General features: G+C 70.3%; 24 protein-coding genes. 10 read left to right on the top strand and 14 right to left on the bottom strand.

All coding sequences use genetic code 11. The features are described from left to right. Positions 1–109: 109 nt before the first annotated feature. The 5 genes from ppa to KXR53_RS31530 all read left to right on the top strand — a co-directional run bounded on the left by ppa (position 110) and on the right by KXR53_RS31530 (position 5408). Positions 110–658 (top strand): inorganic diphosphatase, encoded by a 549-nt coding sequence (gene ppa, locus KXR53_RS31550; protein ID WP_026869217.1) that lies wholly within the window; start codon positions 110–112, stop codon positions 656–658. Between the two features lie 18 nt (positions 659–676). Next, positions 677–1189, top strand: a complete 513-nt coding sequence (locus KXR53_RS31545) for an O-acetyl-ADP-ribose deacetylase (RefSeq protein WP_437379582.1) — start codon at positions 677–679, stop codon at positions 1187–1189. Continuing rightward, positions 1182–1358: a hypothetical protein gene (locus tag KXR53_RS31540; RefSeq protein ID WP_437379581.1), complete on the top strand. Its 177-nt coding sequence runs from the start codon at positions 1182–1184 to the stop codon at positions 1356–1358. The genes KXR53_RS31545 and KXR53_RS31540 overlap by 8 nt, the downstream gene beginning before the upstream one ends. 277 nt (positions 1359–1635) lie before the next feature. Next, entirely contained in the window at positions 1636–4047 is a 2412-nt protein-coding gene (locus KXR53_RS31535; RefSeq protein ID WP_437379580.1) for a bifunctional acetate--CoA ligase family protein/GNAT family N-acetyltransferase, read from the top strand. Positions 4048–4190: 143 nt separating this feature from the next. Continuing rightward, positions 4191–5408 carry a lytic transglycosylase domain-containing protein gene (locus KXR53_RS31530; protein ID WP_437379579.1) on the top strand — a complete coding sequence of 406 codons (1218 nt, stop codon included), beginning with the start codon at positions 4191–4193 and terminating at the stop codon, positions 5406–5408. 84 nt (positions 5409–5492) lie between these two features. Here KXR53_RS31530 and KXR53_RS31525 read toward each other — a convergent pair whose 3' ends face one another. The 11 genes from KXR53_RS31525 to hrcA form a co-directional block, all read right to left on the bottom strand. Continuing rightward, complete coding sequence (locus KXR53_RS31525) at positions 5493–6074, bottom strand: class I SAM-dependent methyltransferase (protein WP_437379578.1); 582 nt, start codon at positions 6072–6074, stop codon at positions 5493–5495. Between the two features lie 59 nt (positions 6075–6133). Continuing rightward, entirely contained in the window at positions 6134–6841 is a 708-nt protein-coding gene (gene phoB, locus KXR53_RS31520; RefSeq protein WP_437379577.1) for a phosphate regulon transcriptional regulator PhoB, read from the bottom strand. Then, positions 6838–7569, bottom strand: a complete 732-nt coding sequence (gene phoU / locus KXR53_RS31515; RefSeq protein WP_437379576.1) for a phosphate signaling complex protein PhoU — start codon at positions 7567–7569, stop codon at positions 6838–6840. Before phoU ends, phoB begins: the two co-directional genes overlap by 4 nt. A 46-nt stretch (positions 7570–7615) precedes the next feature. Then, positions 7616–8362 carry a phosphate ABC transporter ATP-binding protein PstB gene (gene pstB, locus KXR53_RS31510; RefSeq protein ID WP_437379607.1) on the bottom strand — a complete coding sequence of 249 codons (747 nt, stop codon included), beginning with the start codon at positions 8360–8362 and terminating at the stop codon, positions 7616–7618. A gap of 74 nt (positions 8363–8436) precedes the next feature. Then, positions 8437–9741, bottom strand: a complete 1305-nt coding sequence (gene pstA / locus KXR53_RS31505; protein WP_437379575.1) for a phosphate ABC transporter permease PstA — start codon at positions 9739–9741, stop codon at positions 8437–8439. Positions 9742–9751: 10 nt separating this feature from the next. Next, the gene (gene pstC / locus KXR53_RS31500) at positions 9752–11131 is read right to left on the bottom strand and encodes a phosphate ABC transporter permease subunit PstC (RefSeq protein ID WP_437379574.1); all 1380 of its coding nucleotides are present in this window, start codon (positions 11129–11131) and stop codon (positions 9752–9754) included. A gap of 58 nt (positions 11132–11189) precedes the next feature. After that, entirely contained in the window at positions 11190–12212 is a 1023-nt protein-coding gene (locus KXR53_RS31495) for a substrate-binding domain-containing protein (protein WP_437379573.1), read from the bottom strand. Between the two features lie 107 nt (positions 12213–12319). Next, positions 12320–13756 carry an ATP-binding protein gene (locus KXR53_RS31490; protein ID WP_437379572.1) on the bottom strand — a complete coding sequence of 479 codons (1437 nt, stop codon included), beginning with the start codon at positions 13754–13756 and terminating at the stop codon, positions 12320–12322. Positions 13757–13871: 115 nt separating this feature from the next. Then, positions 13872–14012: a hypothetical protein gene (locus KXR53_RS31485; protein ID WP_437379571.1), complete on the bottom strand. Its 141-nt coding sequence runs from the start codon at positions 14010–14012 to the stop codon at positions 13872–13874. After that, positions 14009–14644: a nucleotide exchange factor GrpE gene (grpE, locus tag KXR53_RS31480; protein ID WP_437379570.1), complete on the bottom strand. Its 636-nt coding sequence runs from the start codon at positions 14642–14644 to the stop codon at positions 14009–14011. Before grpE ends, KXR53_RS31485 begins: the two co-directional genes overlap by 4 nt. A 14-nt stretch (positions 14645–14658) precedes the next feature. Beyond that, positions 14659–15756, bottom strand: coding sequence for a heat-inducible transcriptional repressor HrcA (hrcA, locus tag KXR53_RS31475; protein ID WP_437379569.1), 1098 nt, complete (start codon positions 15754–15756; stop codon positions 14659–14661). Positions 15757–15872: 116 nt separating this feature from the next. On the opposite strand from hrcA, the gene rph reads away from it, so the two are divergent. Both rph and KXR53_RS31465 read left to right on the top strand, forming a co-directional pair. Beyond that, positions 15873–16592 carry a ribonuclease PH gene (gene rph, locus KXR53_RS31470; RefSeq protein WP_437379568.1) on the top strand — a complete coding sequence of 240 codons (720 nt, stop codon included), beginning with the start codon at positions 15873–15875 and terminating at the stop codon, positions 16590–16592. A 250-nt stretch (positions 16593–16842) separates the two neighbouring features. Further along, positions 16843–17415, top strand: a complete 573-nt coding sequence (locus tag KXR53_RS31465) for a hypothetical protein (protein ID WP_437379567.1) — start codon at positions 16843–16845, stop codon at positions 17413–17415. Positions 17416–17426: 11 nt separating this feature from the next. On the opposite strand, the gene KXR53_RS31460 is transcribed toward KXR53_RS31465, so the two are convergent. Next, a complete protein-coding gene (locus tag KXR53_RS31460; RefSeq protein WP_437379566.1) occupies positions 17427–18410 on the bottom strand; it encodes a hypothetical protein in 984 nt (327 codons plus the stop codon). 204 nt (positions 18411–18614) lie between these two features. Here KXR53_RS31460 and KXR53_RS31455 point away from each other — a divergent pair, with 204 nt between their 5' ends. Further along, positions 18615–18974, top strand: a complete 360-nt coding sequence (locus KXR53_RS31455; protein ID WP_437379565.1) for a GFA family protein — start codon at positions 18615–18617, stop codon at positions 18972–18974. On the opposite strand, the gene KXR53_RS31450 is transcribed toward KXR53_RS31455, so the two are convergent. Further along, positions 18962–19492: a DUF962 domain-containing protein gene (locus KXR53_RS31450; protein WP_437379564.1), complete on the bottom strand. Its 531-nt coding sequence runs from the start codon at positions 19490–19492 to the stop codon at positions 18962–18964. The genes KXR53_RS31455 and KXR53_RS31450 overlap by 13 nt on opposite strands. A 202-nt stretch (positions 19493–19694) precedes the next feature. Then, positions 19695–20579, bottom strand: a complete 885-nt coding sequence (locus KXR53_RS31445) for an NAD(P)-dependent oxidoreductase (protein WP_437379563.1) — start codon at positions 20577–20579, stop codon at positions 19695–19697. 73 nt (positions 20580–20652) lie between these two features. Between KXR53_RS31445 and rdgB the strand changes: the two genes are divergently transcribed. Both rdgB and hemW read left to right on the top strand, forming a co-directional pair. Next, on the top strand, positions 20653–21285 hold the full coding sequence (gene rdgB / locus KXR53_RS31440) for an RdgB/HAM1 family non-canonical purine NTP pyrophosphatase (protein ID WP_437379562.1): 633 nt from the start codon (positions 20653–20655) through the stop codon (positions 21283–21285). Between the two features lie 82 nt (positions 21286–21367). Continuing rightward, the gene (gene hemW, locus KXR53_RS31435; protein ID WP_437379561.1) at positions 21368–22522 is read left to right on the top strand and encodes a radical SAM family heme chaperone HemW; all 1155 of its coding nucleotides are present in this window, start codon (positions 21368–21370) and stop codon (positions 22520–22522) included. Positions 22523–22526: the final 4 nt, after the last annotated feature.

The raw sequence follows: 22526 nt of genomic DNA, 5'->3' as shown, positions 1-22526 counted from the left end.
AAAAAAGACAGGGCGACCCGCGGGGAGGGAATGGCTCGGCACTAGCCGACAGGCGCGGTCCGCATTATGGTCCGCGCCCGGAACCCTCAGGAACTGACCAAGGGCCGTCATGGATATCAGCAAGATCGCGGTCGGGGTGAACCCGCCCTTCGACGTCAACGTGATCATCGAGAACCCGATGGGCGGGGTTCCGGTGAAGTACGAGCTCGACAAGGAGTCGGGGGCGATGTTCGTCGACCGTTTCCTGCACACCGCGATGGCCTACCCGGGCAATTACGGCTTCATCCCGCACACCCTGTCGGGCGACGGCGACCCGGTCGATGTCATCGTCGTCGGCCGCGAGCCGGTGATGCCCGGCGCCGTGCTGCGCGCCCGCCCGGTCGGCGTGCTGCTGATGGAGGACGAGGCCGGCCAGGACGAGAAGATCCTGGCGGTGCCGGTATCGAAGCTGCACCCCTACTACAACAAGGTGCAGAGCTACGAGGACCTGCAGGAGATCCTGCGCGACCAGATCGCCCATTTCTTCGCCCACTACAAGGATCTGGAAAAGGGCAAGTGGGTCCGCATCCTCGGCTGGGAAGGCCCGCAGCGGGCGGCCGAGATGATCGTCGACGGCATCGAGCGCGCCAAGACCGACAAGAAGAGCGCCGCCGAGTAGAACCATGGAGGCCGCGCCATGACGGCATCGCTGGAGATCATCGTCGGGGACATCACCCGGCTCGAGGTCGATGCGATCGTCAACGCGGCCAATTCTGCCCTGTCGGGCGGCGGTGGCGTTGATGGCGCCATCCACCGCGCCGCCGGACCCGAGCTCCTGGCCGAGTGCCGGACCCTGGGCCGTTGCCCCACAGGCCAGGCCCGCATCACCCGGGGGTATCGGCTGCCGGCCAGACATGTGATCCATGCCGTTGGCCCGGTCTGGCAGGGTGGTGACCAGGGCGAGGACGAGCTCCTGGCCGGTTGCTACCGCGCCGCGCTGCGACTGGCGCAGGAGAACGGCTGCGCCAGCATCGCCTTCCCCGCCATCAGCACCGGCGTCTACCGCTTCCCGCCCGACCGCGCCGCCGGCATCGCCGTCGCCACGGTCCGGGCGATGCTGCCGGACACGCCGGCAGTGCGGCGCGTGATCTTCTGCTGCTTCGACGAGGCGACGGCCGAGCGCTACCGGGCGGTGCTGGGCGATGCATGACGTGACCGCCGAACGCGAGAAGCGGCGCGAACAATTTCGCCGAGATGCGGAGGCCGCATGGCTGTCGTATCAGTCCGATCGTCTGCATGTCGCGGCCGGCGAAGCCGACGCTTGGCTGAAGAAGCTGGAGGCCGGAGAGGACGCCGAGCCTCCCGAGTGCCACGACTGATACCTACGTTGGAAATATCGATCTGTCCGCTTTGTAAAACCGTCATGGCGAGGCGCGCAGCGCCGTGGCCATCCAGGGGGCCGGTGCCGCTGGATGGCCACGCCCCCCAATAGGCGTGTGGGGCGGGGCTCGCCATGACGAGTAAGTATTTCGTACCGGGATCAAGAATGGCCGCACACGTACGGTGGCGGGCCGACCGCTGACGACGAACATCCCCGCTTGAGCCCGACGGTCCGGTCGGCCACCCTGGGGCGACGGTTTCCGGCGGGAGCCTGCGATGTCGGTCCGCAACCTGGACGCCCTGTTCCGCCCGGCCTCGATCGCCCTGATCGCCGACGGCCCGATCGGCGCGGTGCTGGCCCGCAACCTGTTCGCCGGCGGCTTCGACGGCCCGGTGATGCCGGTCGCCGCCGCGGCGCGGTCGGTCGGCAGCGCCCTCGCCTACCCCTCGGTCGCGGCGCTGCCGATGGTGCCGGACCTGGCGGTGATCGCGGCGCCGCCCGAGACCCTGCCCGGCCTGATCGCCGAGCTGGGCCGCCGCGGCACCCGCGCCGCCGCGATCGTCGGCACCGACCGGCCGGCGGCGGTGGACGGGACGGAGAGCGCCCGGCTGCGCCAGGCGATGCTGGACGCGGCCCGGCCGCATCTGCTGCGCATCCTCGGCCCCGACGGCTTCGGCCTGCTGGCGCCGCATCACGGTGTCAACGCCAGCCTGGGCCATGTCGCGCCCAGGCCCGGCGACCTGGCCTTCGTCAGCCAGTCCGGCACCGTCGCCGCCGCGGTGCTGGACTGGGCCACCCAGCACGGCATCGGCTTCAGCCACATCGTGTCGCTGGGCGGCATGGCCGACGTCGATTTCGGCGACATGCTGGACTGGCTGGCCGCCGACGGCCGCACCCGCGGCGTGCTGCTGCATATCGAGACGATCAGCCATGCCCGCAAATTCATGTCGGCGGCCCGCATCGCCGCCCGCACCAAGCCGGTGGTGGTGATCCGGCCCGGCCTCGGTGACAGCCGGGCGGGCGGCGCCGACGGCCTGGTCGGCCCGGATGCGGTGTACGACGCCGCCTTCCGCCGCGCCGGCATGCTGCGGGTGTTCGACCTGGCCGAGCTGTTCGATGCGGTCGAGACCCTGGCCAGCGGCCTGCGGGTCGAGGGCGAGCGCCTCGCGATCCTGACCAACGGCGCCGGGCTCGGCCTGCTGGCGGCGGAGGCGCTGACCGATGTCGGCGGAGCCGCCGGCCTGGTCGACCTGGGCGACGCGGCGCCGGGCGACCGCTTCGCCCACGCGCTCGAAACGCTGCTTCCCGACCCCGGCAAGGATGCGGTGCTGGTGGTGAACGGCCCGAGCGCGATCGCCGACCCGGTCGAGGCCGCGCGGGCGGTGGCCCGCACCGTCGCCGAGGCGGCGCTGCGCGACGGAAGGCGCCCGCCGGTGCTGGCGAGCTGGCTGGGCGCCGCCGGCGAGGCCCGGCGCCTGTTCGCCGAGGCCCGCATCCCCGCCTATGCCACGCCCGGCCAGGCGGCGCGCGCCTTCATGCATCTGGCCCGGCACCGGCGCAACCAGACGATGCTGATGCAGACGCCGCCGGCCCTGCCGGAGGATTTCCAGCCGGATGCCGACGCCGCCCGGGCGGTGATCGCGGCCGTGCTGGCGGAGGGCCGGGCCGAGCTGACCGAAGCCGAGTCCCGGTCGGTGCTGGACGCCTATCGCATCCCGCTGGTGCCCGAGGGCGACGCCGCCCCACCCGAGACGCATCCGCTGGTGCTGGGCATCGACGAGGATCCGGTGTTCGGCCCGATCCTTCTGCTCGGCCGGGGCGGCGCCGCGGCCGAGGTGCTGCGCGACGGCGCCGCCGCCCTGCCGCCGCTGAACGCGGTGCTGGCGCACGAGCTGATGATGCGCGCCCGTGTCTGGCAGCTGCTGCAGGGCTATAGCGGCCGGCCGAAGGCCGATCTGGACGCCGTCGCCCTGACGCTGGTGAAGCTGTCGCAGCTCGCCGCCGACCTGTCGGAGGTCACGGCGCTGCGGATCAATCCGCTCTACGCCGGCGCCGGGGGCGTGCTGGCGCCCGGCGCCCGCATCCGGGTGCAGCCGCCGCTGCCGCCCGGCACGCCGCGCTTCGCCATCCGGCCCTATCCGCAGCGGCTGGTGCAGCGCCTGACGCTGCGCGACGGGCGGGAGATCACGCTGCGGCCAATCCGGCCGGAGGACGAGCCGGCGATCCGCGAGATGCTGCAGCGGTCGAGCCCGGAGGATGTGCGGCTGCGCTTCTTCAGCGCCATGCGCAGCTTCAGCCACGAATTCGCCGCCCGGCTGACCCAGATCGACTACGACCGCGAGATGGCGCTGGTCGCCGAAGGCGCGGAGGACAGCCGGCGCGTGCTGCTGGGCGCCGTGCGCATCATCGCCGACCCGGACGGCGAGGCCGCGGAATACGGCATCATGGTGCGCTCCGACCTCAAGGGCCAGGGCCTCGGGCACCGGCTGATGACCGAGATCATCGTCTATGCCCGCAGCCGCGGGCTGAAGCGGATCTTCGGCGAGGTGCTGCGGGAGAACGTCACCATGCTGCGCATGGCCGAGGAGCTCGGATTCGCCCGCGAGGACGTGCCGGACGAGCCGGGCATCATTCATGTGACGATTTCGCTCGACGATTTGTCCGATATGGGTCAGCATTCCTTGTAGATGAAGCCGCCCAGGGGGATGGGCGACTGGTGCTTTTCTTCTTTGAATGAAGCACTTGTCCGTATAAGTTGAGGGTCTGCATGAATTTATAGGGTCCGCGGCAGGGACGCCGCTGGCCTTTCGTATTTGGGGTGGAGGGGAACATGCCAGGGACGAACCGCTGGACCAGGACGGTTGCGGCCACGGCCTTGCTCGCGGGCCTGCTCGCCGCCTGCGCCGAGACGCCGAAGCCGAAACCCCAGGTCGCCTACCGGGGCGAATGGGGCGCCGAGATCCATGAGGCCTCGCGTCGCTTCAACATCCCGGAGGAATGGATCCGCGCGGTGATGCAGGTGGAGAGCGGCGGCCAGACCCATTGGAAGGGCGGCCAGCCGATCACCAGCCACGCCGGCGCCATGGGGCTGATGCAGGTCATGCCCGACACCTATGAGGAGCTGCGCTGGTCCCATGGGCTGGGCGGCGACCCCTACGAGCCGCGCGACAACATCATGGCGGGCGCCGCCTATATCCGCGAGATGTACGATCTGTACGGCTATCCCGGCTTCCTCGGCGCCTACAATGCCGGGCCGGAGCGGTACCGCCAGTATGTCGAGGAAGGCCGGCCGCTGCCGCGCGAGACGCGGCGCTACATGGACATCATCGCGCCGCAGATCGCCGGCATCCTGCCGGACGGCGGCAGCGACCGGATGACCCAGTACGCCGCCAACCAGATCCAGCAGAAGGTGCCGGCGGCGATCCGCATGGCGCCGATCCCCGACGGCTCCTCGACCCGGAACACGACCGTCGTCGCCGCGATGAAGCCGATCCCGGATGGCTCCTCGACCCGCGGCGCCACCGTGGTCGCGGCGATGAAGCCGATCCCGGACGGGTCGAGCACGGCATCGGCGCTGCCGCCGGTCCGCGTGGTGCAGCCCGGCCCGGTGCAGATGCGCCCGATCCCGGACGGCGGAACCACCCAGGTGGCCGCGGCAGCCCCGGCGGCGCGGCCGGCCGTGCCGGCGCCGGTGCGGATGGCCCCGATCCCCGACGGCAGCACCCAGGTCGCCGACGCCGCCCCGGCCGCCCGTCCGGCCGCGCCGGCGCCGGTGCGGATGGCCCCGATCCCGGATGCGCCCGCGGCGCGGGCCCAGGCCGCGGAGACCCAGGTCGCCGCCGTCACGCCGGCCCCGGTTCCCGCCGCCCGCGCGGCCGTGGCGCCGACCCGGATGGCGCCGATCCCCGACGCCCTGCCGGCCCGCGTCGCCTCGGCCAAGACCGGACGGGCCCAGCCCCTCCAGCAGGTCGCCGACGCCAGCGAGCCACGCCGCCAGGCCAATGGTCTGCCGGCCGGCTGGTTCGTGCCGAGCGCGCCGGTCAAGTAATCGGCACCGCTCTCGCTCACAACGAAAAAGCCCGCGCTGCCTGACCGGCGGCGCGGGCTTTTCCTTTGCGTCGAGCGGTGCCGATCAGGCGGCGTCAGGCACGCCCACGGGGCGCCGGTAGCTCCAGGCGCCGAGCGGCGGCAGGTTGCGCCAGACGAAGTCGACCATCCGGCCCTGCAGCCCCAGCTTGCGCCGCGGCAGCGGCGACAGGATCTGGTTGGTGAGCTGCAGGAACCGCCCGGACCGGCCCATGCGGGCGAAGGCGGCGTCGATGATGCGTCGCTGCAGGTCGAGCGGGAACCAGATGATCGGCAGGCTGGACACCACCACGGACAGCCGCTTGATCCCGATGTCATCCAGCATCCGGCCGATCTCGGCCACGTCGCCCTCCAGCACCGTCACGCCGGGGAAGCGCTGGCGCAGCACGGCGCAGAATTCAGGCATCTTCTCGAGGACGACCAGCTTTTCCGGCGGCAACCCCGTCGCCAGCAGCCCCTCGGTCAGGCTGCCGGTGCCGGCGCCGAGCTCCAGAACCGGATCGCTGCAGCGGGGATCGATATGCCGGGCGAAGGCGCGCGCCACGGCCGGGCTGGAGGGCGCCCAGGCCGCGACCTTCAGCGGTGACCGGGCCCAGACCCGGAGGAACAGCCACGAATCCTTGTTCACGCGACATCTCCGTGCCGTTTGCCCAGACAACCGACAGCTATGGCAGATGGTTCCCGGCGTCAGGCCTGCGCCTGGACGTCCAGCGAATAGCCGGCGGACCGCACGGTGCGGATCAGGTCGACGTCGCTGTCGTCGTTCAGCGCCTTGCGCAGGCGGCGGATATGCACGTCGACCGTCCGCGGCTCGACATAGACGTCGTGGCCCCAGACGATGTCGAGCAGCTGCTCGCGGCTGAACACCCGGCCGGGATGCTGCATGAAGTGCCGCAGCAGGCGGAATTCGGTCGGGCCGAGATGCACGTCGCGGTTGCCGCGGCGCACGCGGTGGCCGCCGAGATCCATGCTGAGATCGGCGTAGCTGAGGATGTCGCCGGCGCTGGAGGGCGAGGTGCGGCGCAGCACCGCCTTGATCCGGGCCATCAGCTCCGGCGTCGAGAACGGTTTGGCGACATAGTCGTCGGCGCCGGAATCGAGGCCGCGGACGCGGTCCCCTTCCTCGCCCCGCGCGGTCAGCATGATCACCGGGATGTCCCGGGTCTTGGCGCCGCGGCGCAGCTGGCGGCAGACCTCGATGCCCGAGAGATGCGGCAGCATCCAGTCGAGCAGCACCAGATCCGGGCGCTGCTCGCTGGCCAGGAGCAAGGCTTCCTCGCCGTCATAGGCGGCGAGGACGCGGAAGCCCTCGCGCTCCAGGTTGTAGGTCAAGAGCGTGACGAGATCGACCTCGTCCTCGACCACCAGAACCAGCGGCTGGATGCCGGCCCTCATTGATTCTCCTCCGGCTTTGCCTCGGGGGTGACGACGGTGAAGGAGGTGGCGTCGCCCTTCGGCCGCACATCCGTCACCGGCTTGCCTGTCAGCAGGAAGTGGATCAGCTCGGCGATGTTGGTCGCGTGGTCGCCGATCCGCTCGATGTTCTTGGCGATGAACAGGAGATGGGTGCAGGGGGTGATGTTGCGCGGATCCTCCATCATGTAGGTGAGGGTCTCGCGGAACAGGCTGGTGTAAAGGTCGTCGACCGATTCGTCCTGGCGCCAGGCCGACAGCGCCTTCTCAAGGTCGCGCTCGGTATAGGCGTCGAGCACGTCCTTGATGATCTGCTGTACCATCCGGCCCATGCGCGGCAGCGTCGCCACCGGGCGGACCACCGGCACCTGGACCAGGGCCAGGGACCGCTTGGCGATGTTGGCGGCGTAGTCGCCGATCCGCTCCAGATCCGAGGCGATGCGGAGCGCCGACACCACCTCGCGCAGATCGACCGCCATCGGCTGGCGCAACGCCAGAGACCGGATCGCCACGCTATCGATGGAGGCCTCGTAGGCGTCCATCTGCTGATCGCTGCGCATCACCCGGTCGGCGAGGTCGGCGTCGCGCCGGACCACGGCCTGGATCGCGAGCTCGAGCTGGCTTTCGGCCAGCCCGCCCATCTGCACGATGGTGCGGCGCAGCGTCTCCAGTTCCTGGTCGAAGGATTTGACGATGTGCTCGCTGGACATGGGCGGTGGTTCCGGTGTCTGGGGTGGCGGTCGATCGGGGCGGGGCTCAGCCGAAGCGGCCGGTGATGTAGCCCTGGGTCCGCTCGTCCCTCGGATTGGTGAAGATCTCTTCGGTGTGCCCGACCTCGACCAGGTCGCCGAGATGGAAGAAGGCGGTGCGCTGGCTGACGCGGGCCGCCTGCTGCATGTTGTGGGTGACGATTGCGATCGTGTATTCGCGCCGCAGCTCGTCGATCAGCTCCTCGATATGCGCGGTCGCGATCGGGTCCAGGGCCGAGCAGGGCTCGTCCATCAGGATCACCTCCGGGCTGCAGGCGATGGCCCGGGCGATGCACAGGCGCTGCTGCTGGCCGCCGGACAGGCCGGTGCCGGCCTCGTTCAGCCGGTCGCGGACCTCCTTCCACAGCCCGGCGCCGATCAGGCTCTTCTCGACGATCGCCTCCAGCTCGTCGCGGCGGCTGGCGAAGCCGTGGATCCGCGGGCCGTAGGCGACGTTGTCGAAGATCGACTTCGGGAACGGGTTCGGCTTCTGGAACACCATGCCGACCCGGGCGCGCAGCTGCACCACATCCAGCCGCTTGTCGTAGATGTCCTCGCCGTCGAGGCTGATGGTGCCCTCGACCCGGGCGCCCTCGATGGTGTCGTTCATGCGGTTGAGGCAGCGCAGGAAGGTCGACTTGCCGCAGCCCGAGGGGCCGATCAGGGCCAGCACCTCGTTCTCCAGCAGGTCGACATCGACGCCGTGCAGCGCCTCCTTCTGGCCGTAGAAGACCTTGACGCCGCGCGCCACCATCTTCGAGGGCCTTTCGGCCGCGGCCGCCGGGGTCGCGGCATGCGGGACGATTGTCTGGATCACGGTCATGGGGTTCACCACCGGCGTTCGAATTTGCGACGCAGCCAAACCGCGAAGCTGTTCATGATGATCAGGAAGACGAGCAGGACGATGATTCCGGCCGAGGTCCGCTCGACGAAGCCGCGCTCCGCCGCGCCGGACCACATGTAGATCTGCACCGGCAGGGCCGTGGCCGGGTCGACCGGCGTGGCCGGGTAGCCGACCACGAAGGCGACCATGCCGATCATCAGCAGCGGCGCGGTCTCGCCCAGCGCATGGGCCAGGCCGAGGATCGTGCCGGTCAGGATGCCGGGCGCCGCGAGCGGCAGGGTGTGGTGGAACATCGCCTGCATGCGCGAGGCGCCGAGGCCGAGCGCCGCCTGCTTGATCGAGGGCGGCACCGCCCGGATCGAAGCGCGCGTGGCGATGATGATGGTCGGCAGGGTCAAGAGCGTCAGCACCAGGCCGCCGACCAGCGGCGCCGACCGCGGCAGGCCGAAGAAGTTGATGAACACCGCCAGGCCGAGCAGGCCGAACACGATCGACGGGACCGCGGCCAGGTTGTTGATGTTGACCTCGATCAGATCGGTCCAGCGGTTCTTCTTGGCGAATTCCTCGAGATAGACCGCCGCCAGCACGCCGATCGGCAGCGCCAGCAGCAGCACGATCAGCATCATATAGGCCGAGCCGACGATGGCGACGCCGATGCCGGCCAGTTCCGGGTTGCTCGAGGCGCCGGCGGTGAACAGCGCCCAGTTGAAGCGGCGCTCCAGCGCGCCGGAGGCGGAGAGCTGGTCGACCCAGGCGGTCTGCTGGTCGTCCAGGCGGCGCTGCTCCTGCGGCAGGTCGCGGGAGATCTGGCCCTTGATCAGCGCGTCGACGTCGCCATGCGCCGGGACCCAGACGGTGCGGGTGGTGCCGACGACCGACGGGTCGGCCAGCACCATGTCGCGCAGCGCGATCGGCGCGCCGCGGCTGAGCAGGGCGTTGGACTTCCGGCGTTCCGCCGCGCTCGTGACGGTGATCTGCTTGCGCAGGGCGTCGCGCGCCAGCTGGTCGTAGTCGGCGGTCATCAGGGCGGTCGGGTCGCGCTGGCCGGACGGATCGATCACCTCCGGATCGAAGGTCACCTCCAGCCGGATCATCGACTGCGTGAAGGCGCTGTAGCCCTGGCCGATGATCGAGACGAACAGCACGACCAGGAAGCAGATCGCCACCGCGATCGCGGCGATGCCGTAGAGGCGGAAGCGCGTCTCCGCCGCGTGCCGGCGCTTCAGCTTCGCCGTGAAGGCGGCCTGCTTGGTGACGTGAGTCACCGCGCGGGGCTGGGCACCGTTCATCAGATCGGCCTCACTCATAGTGTTCCCGATATTTGCGCACGATGTGCAGGGCGACAATGTTGAGGCACAGGGTGACCACGAAGAGGGTAAGCCCCAGCGCGAAGGCGACCAGTGCCTGCGGGCTGTTGAAGGCCAGGTCGCCGGTCAGCTGCTTGACGATCTTGACCGTGACCGTGGTCACGGATTCGAAGGGGTTCAGCGTCAGGTTGGCGGCCAGGCCCGCGGCCATCACCACGATCATGGTCTCGCCGATGGCACGGCTGACCGCCAGCAGGACGGCGCCGACGATGCCCGGCAGGGCCGCGGGCATGACCACCTGGCGGATCGTCTCCGACTTCGTCGCGCCGAGGCCGTAGGACCCGTCGCGCAGGCGCTGCGGCACCGCGTTGATGATGTCGTCGGACAGCGAGGAGACGAAGGGGATGATCATGATCCCCATCACCAGCCCGGCATTGAGCGCGCTGGTGGCCGAGACATCGAGCCCGATCGCGGCGCCGGCGTCGCGCAGGAACGGGCCGACCGTGGTCAGGGCGAAGAAGCCGTAGACCACCGTCGGGATGCCGGCGAGGATCTCCAGCACCGGCTTGATCCAGGCGCGGATGCGCCGGTCTGCGTATTCCGACAGGTAGATCGCGGCCAGGAGGCCGATCGGCACCGCCACCGCCATGGCGATGGCGGAGATGAAGATGGTGCCCCACAGAACGGGGATCAGCCCGAAGCGGCCGCCGCCGCCCTCGCTGCCCGCCCCGGCGAAGCCCGGGTCCCAGACCAGGCCGAAGAAGAAGTCCTGCGGCGGCACCAGGGCGAAGAAGTGCAGCGCCTCGAATAGCATCGACAGCACGATGCCGATCGTGGTGACGATGGCGATGGCTGAGCAGACGACGAGGAGGCCGAGCGTGGCGGCCTCGACCCGGTTGCGTGCCCGGAAATCCTTGGAGACGCGGCTGACCGCGAAGAACAGCCCGATCGCGGCGAGGACCAGGACGGCAGAGATCATGAACGTCCGCCCGGTCGACTGCAGCCGGACCATCTCGTCCGCCGCGGCGCGCATATAGGGCTCGGCGTCGCCGGCGACGGCGCCGCCGGCCGCCAGGTTCTCGATCGTGCCCTTGATCAGGCCGAGCTGGTCGGGCGGCAGGTTGCGCACGCTGTCGGGCAGCGTGCCGTCGACCACCGCGGCGATGATGATGGGCTGGAAGATCAGCCAGAGCGCGAGCAGGGCCAGGGCCGGCAGCCCGGCCCACAACGCGACATAGGCGCCGTAGGCGCTCGGCCGGGAATGCAGTTCGCCGGGGCGGCCGTCGGCCACCGCCACCGAGCGGCGAAGCCCGATCTGATAGCCGGCCGCCATCAGGATCAGGATGACGGCGAAGATCACGGGCAGGGACATGTCTGTCTCGCGCCTGAGAGGACTGGCGGGGCCGCGTCACGCGGCCCCGCCGGGACGATCACATGCTCAGCGTGGTGCCGGCGTTGGCGGCGTTGCGCTGGTCCTTCAGCTCCTTCTCCGGCATCGGGATCAGGCCCTTCTCGACCAGGGCGCCCTCATCGCCGACCATCTGGTCGCTGAGGAAGAAGGTCACGTATTCCTTCAGGCCCGGGATCGCGCCGAGATGCGCCTTCTTGACGTAGAAGTAGAGCGGCCGCGACACCGGATACTCGCCCGAGGCGATGGTCTCGGCGGTCGGGGTGACGCCGTTGATGGTCGCGACCTTCACCTTGTCCTTGTTCTCTTCGTAGAAGCTCAGGCCGAACACGCCAACCGCGTTCTGGGTGCTCTGGATCCGCGCCAGGGTCTCGGTGTAGTCGCCGGCGATGTCGACCGCCAGCCCGTCCTTGCGGACCTTGGTGCAGACGGCCTTCTGCTCGTCCTTGCTCAGCGCCTTGACAGCCGCTTCCTGCTCGCAGCCGCCGGTCAGCACCTTCTCGACGAAGACCTCGCGGGTGCCGTGGTTCTCGGCCGGGATGAAGGTCTGGATCGCCTGGTCCGGCAGGCTCGGGTCGATCTGCTTCCAGGTCTTGTACGGGTTGTCGACGACCTTGCCGTCGACCACCACCTGGGCGGCGATCGCCTTCCACAGCTGGTTGGTGGTCAGGGCGAAGTTCGGGCCGTTGACGATCGAGGCGAAGACGATGCCGTCATAGCCGATCTTGACCTGGATGATGTCCTTGACGCCGTTCTTGCCGCAGGTCTCGAACTCGGTCTTGTTGATCGCGCGCGAGGCGTTGGCGATGTCGATGGTGTTCTCGCCCACGCCCGAGCAGAACGACTTCAGGCCGCCGCCGGTGCCGCCCGACTCCACGATCGGCGCCTTGAACTTGCCGGAGAAGGCCTGGCCGAAGGACTCGGCCACGACATTGGCGAAGGGCAGGACGGTCGAGGAGCCGGCGACCTGGATCTGGTCGCGCGCCTGGGCCGCGCCGGCGGTGGCCGCCAGGGCGAGGACGGCCAGGGCGAGGGTCTTTTTCATGTGGGAAGCCTTTCCACGCAGAATGGCAGAAACCGCAAGGCGGGGGCCTGCGATCGAACAGCGTCAGCCGTTTCGGAAGCAGGCTATAGTCGCCGCCACCGACGCTTTTAAGACAGTTCCGTTACAGTTTTATGAAGCCCCCGTCCGGAGGCGCGGCCCGCCGGAGCGGCGGGAAGGTGGACGGTGAAGACGCTGCCGCGGCCGACCTCGCTGTCGATCTCCAGCCGGCCGCGATGGCGGCTGACGATGTGCTTGACGATGGCGAGGCCGAGGCCGGTGCCGCCGACGGCGCGGCTGCGCGCCGGGTCGACCCGGTAGAACCGCTCGGTCAGCCGCGGCAGGTGCTCCTTGGCGATGCCCTCGCCCTGATCGCTGACGCTGACGACGAGGCCGGCGCCCCGCCCCTCCGCGGATGTCCGTGCGGAGATGCCGACGACGCCCCCCTGCCGGCCGTAATTGATCGCATTCGACACCAGGTTCTGGAACACCTGATAGAGCTGGTCCGAATCCCCGACCACCTGGGGCAGGTCAGGCGCCAGGTCGAGCTCGAGCCGCTGCGCCTTGCGCTGGGCCTTGAGCTCGAGTGCGTCGGCCACCGACTGCAGCAGCGGGCCGACCGCGACCCGGCCGGTCGGCGGCACATGCTCGTCCAGCTCGATCCGCGACAGCGACAGAAGGTCGTTGACCAGCCGCGACATGCGCTCGGCCTGCTGCTGCATGATACCGAGGAAGCGCTCGTGGGCCGCCGCGTCGTCCCGCGCCGGCCCGCGCAGCGTCTCGATGAAGCCCATCAGGCTGGACAGCGGCGTGCGCAGCTCGTGGCTGGCATTGGCGACGAAGTCGGCGCGCATCTGCTCGACCCGCTTGGAGGCGGTGAGGTCGTAGAAGGTGACCAGCAGCGCCGGCTCGGGCCTGTCGCCCGAGTCCCGCTCTCCGGAGTCGCCACGGCGCTCGAAGCGCTGGATCCGCACCTCGAATTCGCGCTCGATCGGCACCGGCAGGTTCAGCGGCACGGTCTGCATCGGGCCGCCGGCGAGAACGGCGTCGACCGCGGCGATGACCTCGGGATGGCGGATCGCCTCGGCCAGGTCGCGGCCGAGGAGGCGGTCGCCGAACAGCCGCCCGGCGGCGCCGTTGGCGCGCAGCACGCTGCGGTCGCCCGCCAGCACCAGGATCGGGTCCTCCTGCGCCTCCAGGATCTCGGATGCGGTCTGCAGCTCGACCGCCAGGGTGCGCTCGCGGCCGCGGGCGTGGCGCTGCAGCCGCTGCAGATGCAGGAACAGGATCTGGCCGATCTCGGTCGAAGGCCGCGGCGGCCGGTCCGGCGCCTCGGCCGTCGAGGCCTCGATGTGGCGGCGCAGCAAGTCGAGATCGCGCAGCAGGCGCCAGGCGAAGACGCCGGCGATGCCGGCCAGCGCCAGCACCCCGGTTGCGGCCAGCCAGAGGCCGGTGCCGTCGGCCTGGGCCGCCGGCAGCACGAGCGCGAGCGCCAGGGCGGCGATCACCGCAATGCCGAGCAGATGTCGATAGATCGGACCGGCCATGCACACGCGCCTCGAGCAGCGAGCCTCACAATACCGCGGTTCGCGGGAGGACCGCGACGCTACCCGTGCTCGGTGACAGTTTCATGTCGCCCGCTGCGGCGAGGCGCGAGGCGGGTCAGGACGGCGCGGACAGGCCCGCGCCGACGCCGACATAGGGGCCCCGAGCCGGCTTCTCCGACCGCTCGCAGGCGGCGGCGCCGACCGCCACCGCCAGCAGCGCCGCGAGCAGGCCGAGCCGCCGCGCCGTCCGCATCATTCGCCCTTGGCCACGCCGACCAGGGCCGGGCGCAGCAGCCGGCCCTGCAGCACATAGCCGGGCTGGACCACCTGGACGACGGTGCCGGCCGGCTTGCCGGTGCCCGGCAGCTCGAACATGGCCTGGTGGAAATTCGGGTCGAAGATTTCGTCGACCGGCTCGATCCGGGTCAGGCCGTTGCGCTCGAAGGCGGCCAGCAGCTGGCGTTCGGTGGCGGCGACGCCGTCGACCAGGGTCTTCAGCGCCGCATCCGTCTCCACCGCCTCGCCCGGCACGGCGTCGATGGCGCGGCGCAGATTGTCGGCGGCGTCGAGCAGCGACTTGGCGAAGCCGGAGATGGCATATTTCGCCGTGTCCTCGCGCTCGCGCTCCGACCGCCGGCGGATGTTCTCGGCGTCGGCCAGGGCGCGCAGCGCCTGATCCTTCAGCTTGGCGTTCTCGGCCTCGAGTGCCGCGACCCGCTCCCGCGCCTCCGACAGGGCCGAGGCTTCGGGCGACGCCTCGGCGGCGGCCCAGCCCTCGGCCGCGGCCTCGGTCTCGGCCGCAGCTTCGGATTCGGCGACACCCTCGACCTCGGGCCCGACGGCCCCGGTCTCCGGCTCCGTCACGTCGGGGCGGGGCTCGGCGGACATCGTCTTGTTGTGCATCATGCTACCTGGTTCGTGGTCTCGTGGGTCCGGAGCAGACGGCCTATCATCTTCGCGGTGTAGTCCACCATCGGGATGATGCGGGCATAGTTCAGCCGGGTCGGCCCGATCACGCCGATGGCGCCGACCACGCGCTGGTCGCCCCCCTTGTAGGGGGCGATGATCATCGAGCAGCCGGTGTGGCTGAACAGCTGGTTCTCCGCGCCGATGAAGATCTGCACGCCCTCCGCGGCATTGGCCGCGTCGAGCATCCTCAGCATCGCCTCCTTGGTCTCGAGCGCCTGGAACAGGGCGCGGATGCGCTCCAGATCCTCCAGCGCCGTGACGTCGTTGAGGAGGCGCGACTGGCCCTTGACGATCAGCGTGCCGCCGCCGCCGCTCCAGGTGGCGAGGCCGGCCTGGACCACCTTGGCGGCGAGGCTGTCGAGCTGGCTCTTCTGCGCCTCGATCTCGGCCAGCACCTCCGCCCGGGCCTCGCCGATGGTGCGGCCGACGATGCGGGCGTTGAGATAGTTGGTGACATGGATGAAGGTCGAGGCCGGCAGGCCGAGCGGCACCTCGACCACGCGGTTCTCGACCATGCCGTCCTCGGTGACCAGGACGACCAGGGCGCGGCCCGGCGCCAGGTTGACGAATTCGATGTGCTTCAGCGGCCGGTCGGTCTTCGGCGCCAGGACGAGGCCGGCGCAGGCGGACAGGCCCGACAGGGCCAAGGTCGCCTCCTCCAGCATCTCGGCGACGCCGCGCCCGGCCTGGGCGCACAGCGCCTCGATCGAGGCGCGCTCGTTCTCGCCGACATCGCCGAGCTGCATCAGCCCGTGCACGAACAGGCGCAGCCCCGCATCGGTCGGCAGCCGCCCGGCCGAGGTGTGCGGCGCGTAAAGCAGCCCGGCCTCCTCGAGATCCGCCATGACGTTGCGGATCGTGGCCGGCGACAGCGACATGCCGAGCCGGCGCGACAGGGTGCGGCTGCCCACCGGCTCTCCGGACTGGACATAGGCGTCGACGATCAGGCGGAAGATCTCCCGCGACCGCTCGTCGAGGTCCCGGAACGCCTGGCCGCCGGGCCGGATCGTGAAATCGCTCATAACTGTCATGGCCGTCGCCACGCTATGTAGGGACCATCGGCCCCGAATCAACGTCTCCCGGGCTTTACGGACCGGGGCGGCGAGGATAGCGTGCGGGCCTTTCGCCGAGAACAGAAAGTCCCCTCATGCGACCGTCCGGACGCGCCTTCGACGCCCTGCGCGCCATCCGCCTCGAGACCGACGTCAACAAATATGCCGAGGGCTCGTGCCTGGCGAAGTTCGGCGACACCCATGTGCTGTGCACCGCCTCGGTCGAGGACCGGGTGCCGTCCTGGCTGAAGGGCGGCGGCAAGGGCTGGGTGACGGCGGAGTACGGCATGCTGCCGCGCGCCACCGACCAGCGCACCGACCGCGAGGCCGCCCGCGGCAAGCAGAGCGGCCGGACCCAGGAGATCCAGCGCCTGATCGGCCGGTCGCTGCGCGCCGTCACCGACCTGAAGGCATTGGGCGAGATCCAGATCAAGGTCGATTGCGACGTGCTGCAGGCCGATGGCGGCACCCGCACCGCCGCGATCACCGGCGGCTATGTCGCGCTGGTGCTGGCGCTGCGCCATCTGGTGCAGATCCGCAAGCTGAAGGCGCTGCCGCTGACCGACAGCGTCGCCGCCATCTCCTGCGGCCTCGTCCAGGGCCAGGCGGTGCTGGACCTCGACTATGCCGAGGATTCGACCGCCCAGGCCGACGCCAACTTCGTCATCACCGGCAAGGGCGGTCTGGTCGAGGTGCAGGCGACGGCGGAGCAGACCCCCTTCTCCCGGGCCGAGTTCGAGGCGCTGCTGGTGCTGGCCGAGCAGGGCACGGCCGAGCTGGCGGCGATCCAGAAGGCGGCGCTGGGCGAGGGCTGAGCCGGACCCTTTTCGAGCGCTCATTCCGCTCGAAAAAAATCGTCATGGCGAGGCGTGCAGCGCCCCCTTGAGTTTAGAAGGGGCCATCCAGGGGCCGGTGCCGCCGGATGGCCACGCCTCTTCGGGGGCTCGCCATGACGATGAGGAATAGAAGTTCCGACCAGTGCAAGCCGGACAAATGCGGCGGCCCGACCCTTGAGCCGAAGCGGAGGCTGTGAAATCCTGCGCCGCCACCACGCGGGAGAGGGTGATGCTCGGCCTCCTGGCGCTGCTCGCCGCCGTCCTGATACCGGGCCTGCCGCAGATCGGCGACGGCGCGGCTGGGGCTTTCCGGACCTTCGCCGCCCTGCCCGACGCCGAGAAGCTGATCGACTACGCGCCCGATAGCGGCGGCCCGGTCCTGTACCGGCTGCCCGGCAATGTCTGCTTCCTGCGCCTGGGACGGCAGGCCGGCCAGACCGAGTGGATCCGGCGCGGCGACCAGGGCCGGATCGAGATCATCGTCTCCGCCCCCGGCCTGGCGTCTGCGCGCCACCGGTTCGATCCCGACGGGACAGCCGAGCTGCGGCTCGGGGACCGGGCCGTCGCGGTTCCGGTCGCCTCGCCGGGCCTGCCGACCTGGCGTTTCACGTTGGAGGACACGCCGGCGCTGCAGGAAGCTCTCGACGCCGAGGAGGCGACGCTGCGCTTCACCGCGATCCGCGGCGGCAAGGCGGTGCCGGACGAGACGCTGAGCATCGACGCCACCGGCCTGGCCGAGGGCCTCGGCGGGCTCGACTCCTGCGCCATGGGCGCCGAGCTGCCGGGCGTGGTCGGGCCGTAGGCGCCGCGCCGTCAGCGCGGACCGGGATCGGCGCGGCGGAATGCTCCGGATGCAGGCGGATGTCCGCGACGGCCGGAGAGATGATAGCGCGGAGGCTGGAAATGCGCCTCGGCGGTACGCGGTCCGGGGAAATGCAGGTCGGCCAGGTCCCGCCGGACGAAGAACGCGTTCACGCCCATGAGATCGCATCCGACCAGCGCCATGTTCTTGGCGTGCCCGATCCGCTCCAGCGACTTCAGGGACGCTCCGAAATAATTCGAGCCATCCCATGTCGATCCCGGATCGTAGGCCACCTCGAACTCCACCTCGGGCGGGAAGCTCGCATTGTACTCGACGCACGCCACCCGGGCGGGGATCGGCAGGGCCCGCCATACATGGGAGGTGTTCATGTCGATATCGACGGACAGAAGATCGATGTCCTCTTCGCCGGTCCCGATCCGGGCGGCGATGTCGGCAGCATTCTCCGCGGTGATCACGTCTTCAATCAGCAGCAGGTCGCCGGAGGCGATCTCCCGGGAGAATCGCTGCCGGATCGCAGCCACCGACGGCGGATGGCATTCGATCCAGGCCCCCCTCCAGCCCAGGGCGAGAAGGAGACGCGTGGTGTTCTCGCTGCCGTCTCCGACGCCGATCTCAAGGAACCGCCGATCCGTGGTGCCGATGCGGCCGAAAATCTCCGCCAGGATGGCGTCCTCGTGGTTCTGCGAGAAAACACCGGTGACGTGGCCAGTCAGCAGGCGATCCGTCGGCTGGACCGATGCGACCGTCTCCATCGCATGTTGACGCAGGACATGGGTCAGATCGGAAAGGGCCGAGGTCATCGCCTCCCACTGCTCCGGCCGGCTCGCCCGAGTGTTTGCCGCCAACTCCCGAACCGCGCTTTCAAGGCGCTCGAGACGGGCGCCAGCGTCCTTCAGATAGCCCTTCTTGGCAAAATGCTCGGCCATGCCGATGGCCATCGCGCGGCCGAGATACTTGAACGCGCCTCGAAACATCTCCCCCCCCCCGCATCGTCGAGTTCGAACCGCATCAATAGCGGGGCATAGACAGCAATCCCTGTGGGGTCAATCCGGACCGGCCCGGTGCGATGCCGCGCTCGCGGGACATGCCCGCGCCTTCGGGACTCCGGCGTCCGCAGTTGCGGTCCGGGTGCAGTGGGCGGATCATTCCGGGATCCGAGCCGTCCCCGTGAGGCCATCTTGATCGAAGCCATCTGCCATTGCGGCGCGGTCCGGCTGCAGGTCGCGGAGCGGCCGCAGCGGCTGACCTCCTGCAACTGCTCGATCTGCCGCCGCCTCGGCGCGCTGTGGGCCTATTACCCGCGCGACCAGCTGACCATCGTGCAGGGCGCCGGCACCACCGTGCCCTATATCCAGGGCGACCGCACCCTGGCGCTCCACCACTGCCCGACCTGCGGCTGCACCACCCATTGGGAAGGGCTGCCGGCCGGGGATCCCGCGCGGGTCGCCGTCAACGCCCGGCTGATGGATCCGGCCGATATCGCCGACGTGCCGGTGCGCCGCTTCGACGGGGCAGACACCTGGACTTATCTGGACTGAGCCCCCGCGCCATAAGCGGCGGCCGTGGCTTCGACCCGATGCTTCAGCCCGGAGCGCAGGCCGAGGGCGAAGGCGGTCTCGGCCATCAGGAACATCGGGCCGATCAGCAGCTGGAACAGGTTCGACAGGAAGGCCGGCTTCTTGCCCTCATAGGCATGGCCGAGCAGCTGCAGGGCCCAGCCGCCGACGAACAGGGTGGCGGCCACCACCCAGGTGACCCGGGCCGAGCCGCCGTCGACCACGGCATGGGCGACGATCAGCCCGGGGATCACCACCACCGCCATGGCCAGGCCGAGCCCGAGATCGAGCGCGATCCACAGCAGCCAGACCAGCAGGGCGACGGGCTCGGCCAGCGTCACCGGCCAGCCGCCGACAGTGCCGAGCGGCACCGTGGCCAGCGCGATCAGCACCGCCAGGATGATCGCCGGGATGCCGAAGAAATGGGTCAGCCGGTTGCGCCCGTCGCGGTGGAAGCTGGTGTACATCGCCATCTGGCGATCGAAGAGACCGGAGAACATGCGCGATCCTCCCGGCCGGGAGGATAGGCCCAGGGCGGGATTCGCGCGAGACGCAGGGTGCCGGCGGGTGGGCCGGAGCCGCCCCCTCACCCGAAATCGCTGACACGATTTCGACCTCTCCCCGAGGAGAGGTGAAACGCCCCTCTCCTCGGGGAGAGGGAGGGGATGCGGACGGTGCCGTCGAGCAGTCCGGAGGTCCGGCTCAATCCTGCAGCGCCAGCAGCAGGCTCGACGTGTCGACCCGGCCGCCGGCCTTGGCCTGGACCGCGGCGTAGAACTGGTCGACCAGCGCCGTCACCGGCAGCCGGGCTCCGTTGTGCCGCGCCTCCTGGAAGCAGATGCCGAGATCCTTGCGCATCCAGTCGATGGCGAAGCCGAAGTCGAACTTGCCCTGCAGCATGGTGCGGCCGCGATTCTCCATCTGCCAGCTCTGCGCCGCGCCCTTGGAGATGACGTCGAGCACCAGGTTGCCGTCGAGCCCGGCCTTCTGGGCGAAGTTCAGCCCCTCGGCCAGGGCCTGGACCAGCCCGGCGATGCAGATCTGGTTGACCATCTTGGTCAGCTGGCCGGCGCCGGCCGGGCCCATCAGGGTGCAGGCGCGGGCATAGGCGTCGATCACCGGCTTGGCGATGGCGAAGACCGGCTCGCGCCCGCCGCACATCACCGTCAGCACGCCGTTCTCGGCCCCGGCCTGGCCGCCGGAGACCGGCGCGTCGAGGAAGCCGAAGCCGAGCTTGTCGGCCTCTGCCTCCAGCTCCCGGGCCAGATCGGCCGAGGCGGTGGTGTGGTCGACCAGGATGGCGCTGCCGGACATGCCGGCGAAGGCGCCGTCCGGCCCCTTGGCCACGGCGCGGACATCGTCGTCGTTGCCGACGCACATGAACACGATCTCGGCGTCCTTCGCCGCCTCGGCCGGGGTCGGGGCCCATTGGCCGCCGTGACGCTCGGCCCAGGCCTCGGCCTTCTCCGCGGTGCGGTTGAAGACGGTGACCTCGTGCCCCGCCTTGACCAGATGCCCCGCCATCGGCGCACCCATCACGCCCATGCCCAGGAATGCGACCTTCATCGTCCTTGCCCCACCCGTCATGCGTTGGAGGCGACACAGTGCACCAACCGCCGCCTTTGATTCCAGCGTCCGGCGCGCGTATCTGATGCCCATCATGACGAGCCGACACCTTCCCGCCCGCCGCTTCGCCGGCGACCGCCTGGTCATCGCCAGCCACAACAAGGGCAAGATCCCCGAGATCGCGGCCCTGCTGCAGGGCCGCGTGCCGCGCCTGACCTCCGCCGCCGAGCAAGGCGTGCCGGAGCCGGAGGAGACCGGCGACAGCTTCATCGCCAATGCCGAGCTGAAGGCCCGCTTCGTCGCCGCGGCGACCGGCCTGCCGACGCTGGCCGACGACAGCGGCATCGCCGTCTCCGGCCTCGGCGGCGCGCCCGGCATCTACTCCGCCCGCTGGGCCGAGACGCCCGACGGGACCGGCCGCGACTTCGGCCATGCCATGGAGCAGGTGCGCCTGCGCCTGGGCGACAATCCGGACCGCACCGCCCGCTTCGTCTGCGCCCTGTCGCTGTGCTGGCCGGACGGCCATTGCGAGACGGTGGAGGGCGAGATCCGCGGCACGCTGGTCTGGCCGGGGCGCGGGACCAAGGGCTTCGGCTACGACCCGATCTTCGTGCCGGACGGCCACGGCCGCACCTTCGGCGAGATGGATCCCGCCGAGAAACACGCCATGAGCCACCGCGCCGACGCCTTCCGCAAGCTGGTGGCCCGGTGCTTCGAGGGCGGATGAACAGCGCAGCATCTCACCCCCCGACCCATTTGAGTCCCCCCTCCCCGCGAGGGGAGGGGGGATGTGAAAAGGGGTGCCGGCCATGACCGCCCCCGGCTTCGCCCTCTATGTCCATTGGCCGTTCTGCAAATCGAAATGCCCCTATTGCGACTTCAACTCGCATGTCCGGGAGCAGGTGGAGCATGAGCGCTGGCGCCGGGCGCTGGTGACGGAGCTGGACCATTTCGCCGACCTGACTCCGGGGCGGACCTTGACCTCGATCTTCTTCGGCGGCGGCACCCCGTCCCTGATGCAGCCGGCGACGGCAGCGGCAGTGATCGACCGTGCGGCTGAGCGCTGGGGCCTGGCGCCGGACGCGGAGGTCACGCTGGAGGCGAACCCGACCTCGGTCGAATCCCACCTCTTCGCCGGCTTCCGCGCTGCCGGGGTGAACCGGGTGTCGCTCGGCGTCCAGGCGCTGGACGAGGCGTCGCTGCGTTTCCTCGGCCGCACCCATTCGGTCGAGGAGGCGCTGACCGCCGTCGGCCTGGCGGCCCGGCATTTCGACCGCTTCTCCTTCGACCTGATCTACGCCCGGCCGGGCCAGACCGTGGCCGGCTGGACGGCGGAGCTGCGCCGGGCGCTGGACCACGCCGTCGGCCACATCTCCGCCTATCAGCTGACGATCGAGCAGGGCACCCGTTTCCACACCCTCTATGCCCGCGGCGAGCTGGTGCTGCCGGACGAGGACACCCAGGCGGCGCTGTACGAGGCCACGGCCGAGGTGCTGGGCGCCGCCGGCCTGCCCGGCTACGAGATCTCGAACCACGCCCGGCCGGGCGAGGAATCGCGGCACAACCTGACCTATTGGCGCTATGGCGACTATGTCGGCATCGGCCCCGGCGCGCATGGAAGGCTGACGCTGAACGACGGCAAATGGGCCACCCGCACCCATCGGGCGCCGGAGGTGTGGCTGGAGCGGGTGGAGGCGGCCGGCCACGCCGAGCACGGGCGCGAGCCGGTGCCGCCCGAGGCCCGGCGCGACGAGATGCTGATGATGGGGCTGCGCCTGGCCGAGGGCGTGGCGAAATCCCGCATCGCCGACGAATCCGGCCTGCCCTTCGATCAAGCTATAGACCGCCGCAAGCTGGACCGCCTGGTCGCCGGCGGCTTCCTGGCCGAGGACGAGACCCGCCTCGTCGCCACCCCGGGCGGCCGCCAGCGCCTGGACGCGGTGCTGGCGGCGCTGCTGGGGTGAGAAG

The sequence above is a fragment of the Inquilinus limosus genome (assembly GCF_051487185.1).
Classification (GTDB): Bacteria; Pseudomonadota; Alphaproteobacteria; order DSM-16000; family Inquilinaceae; genus Inquilinus; species Inquilinus limosus_F.
Note: the sequence above shows the minus strand (reverse complement) of the source record. Positions and strands in the feature narration are given on the sequence as shown.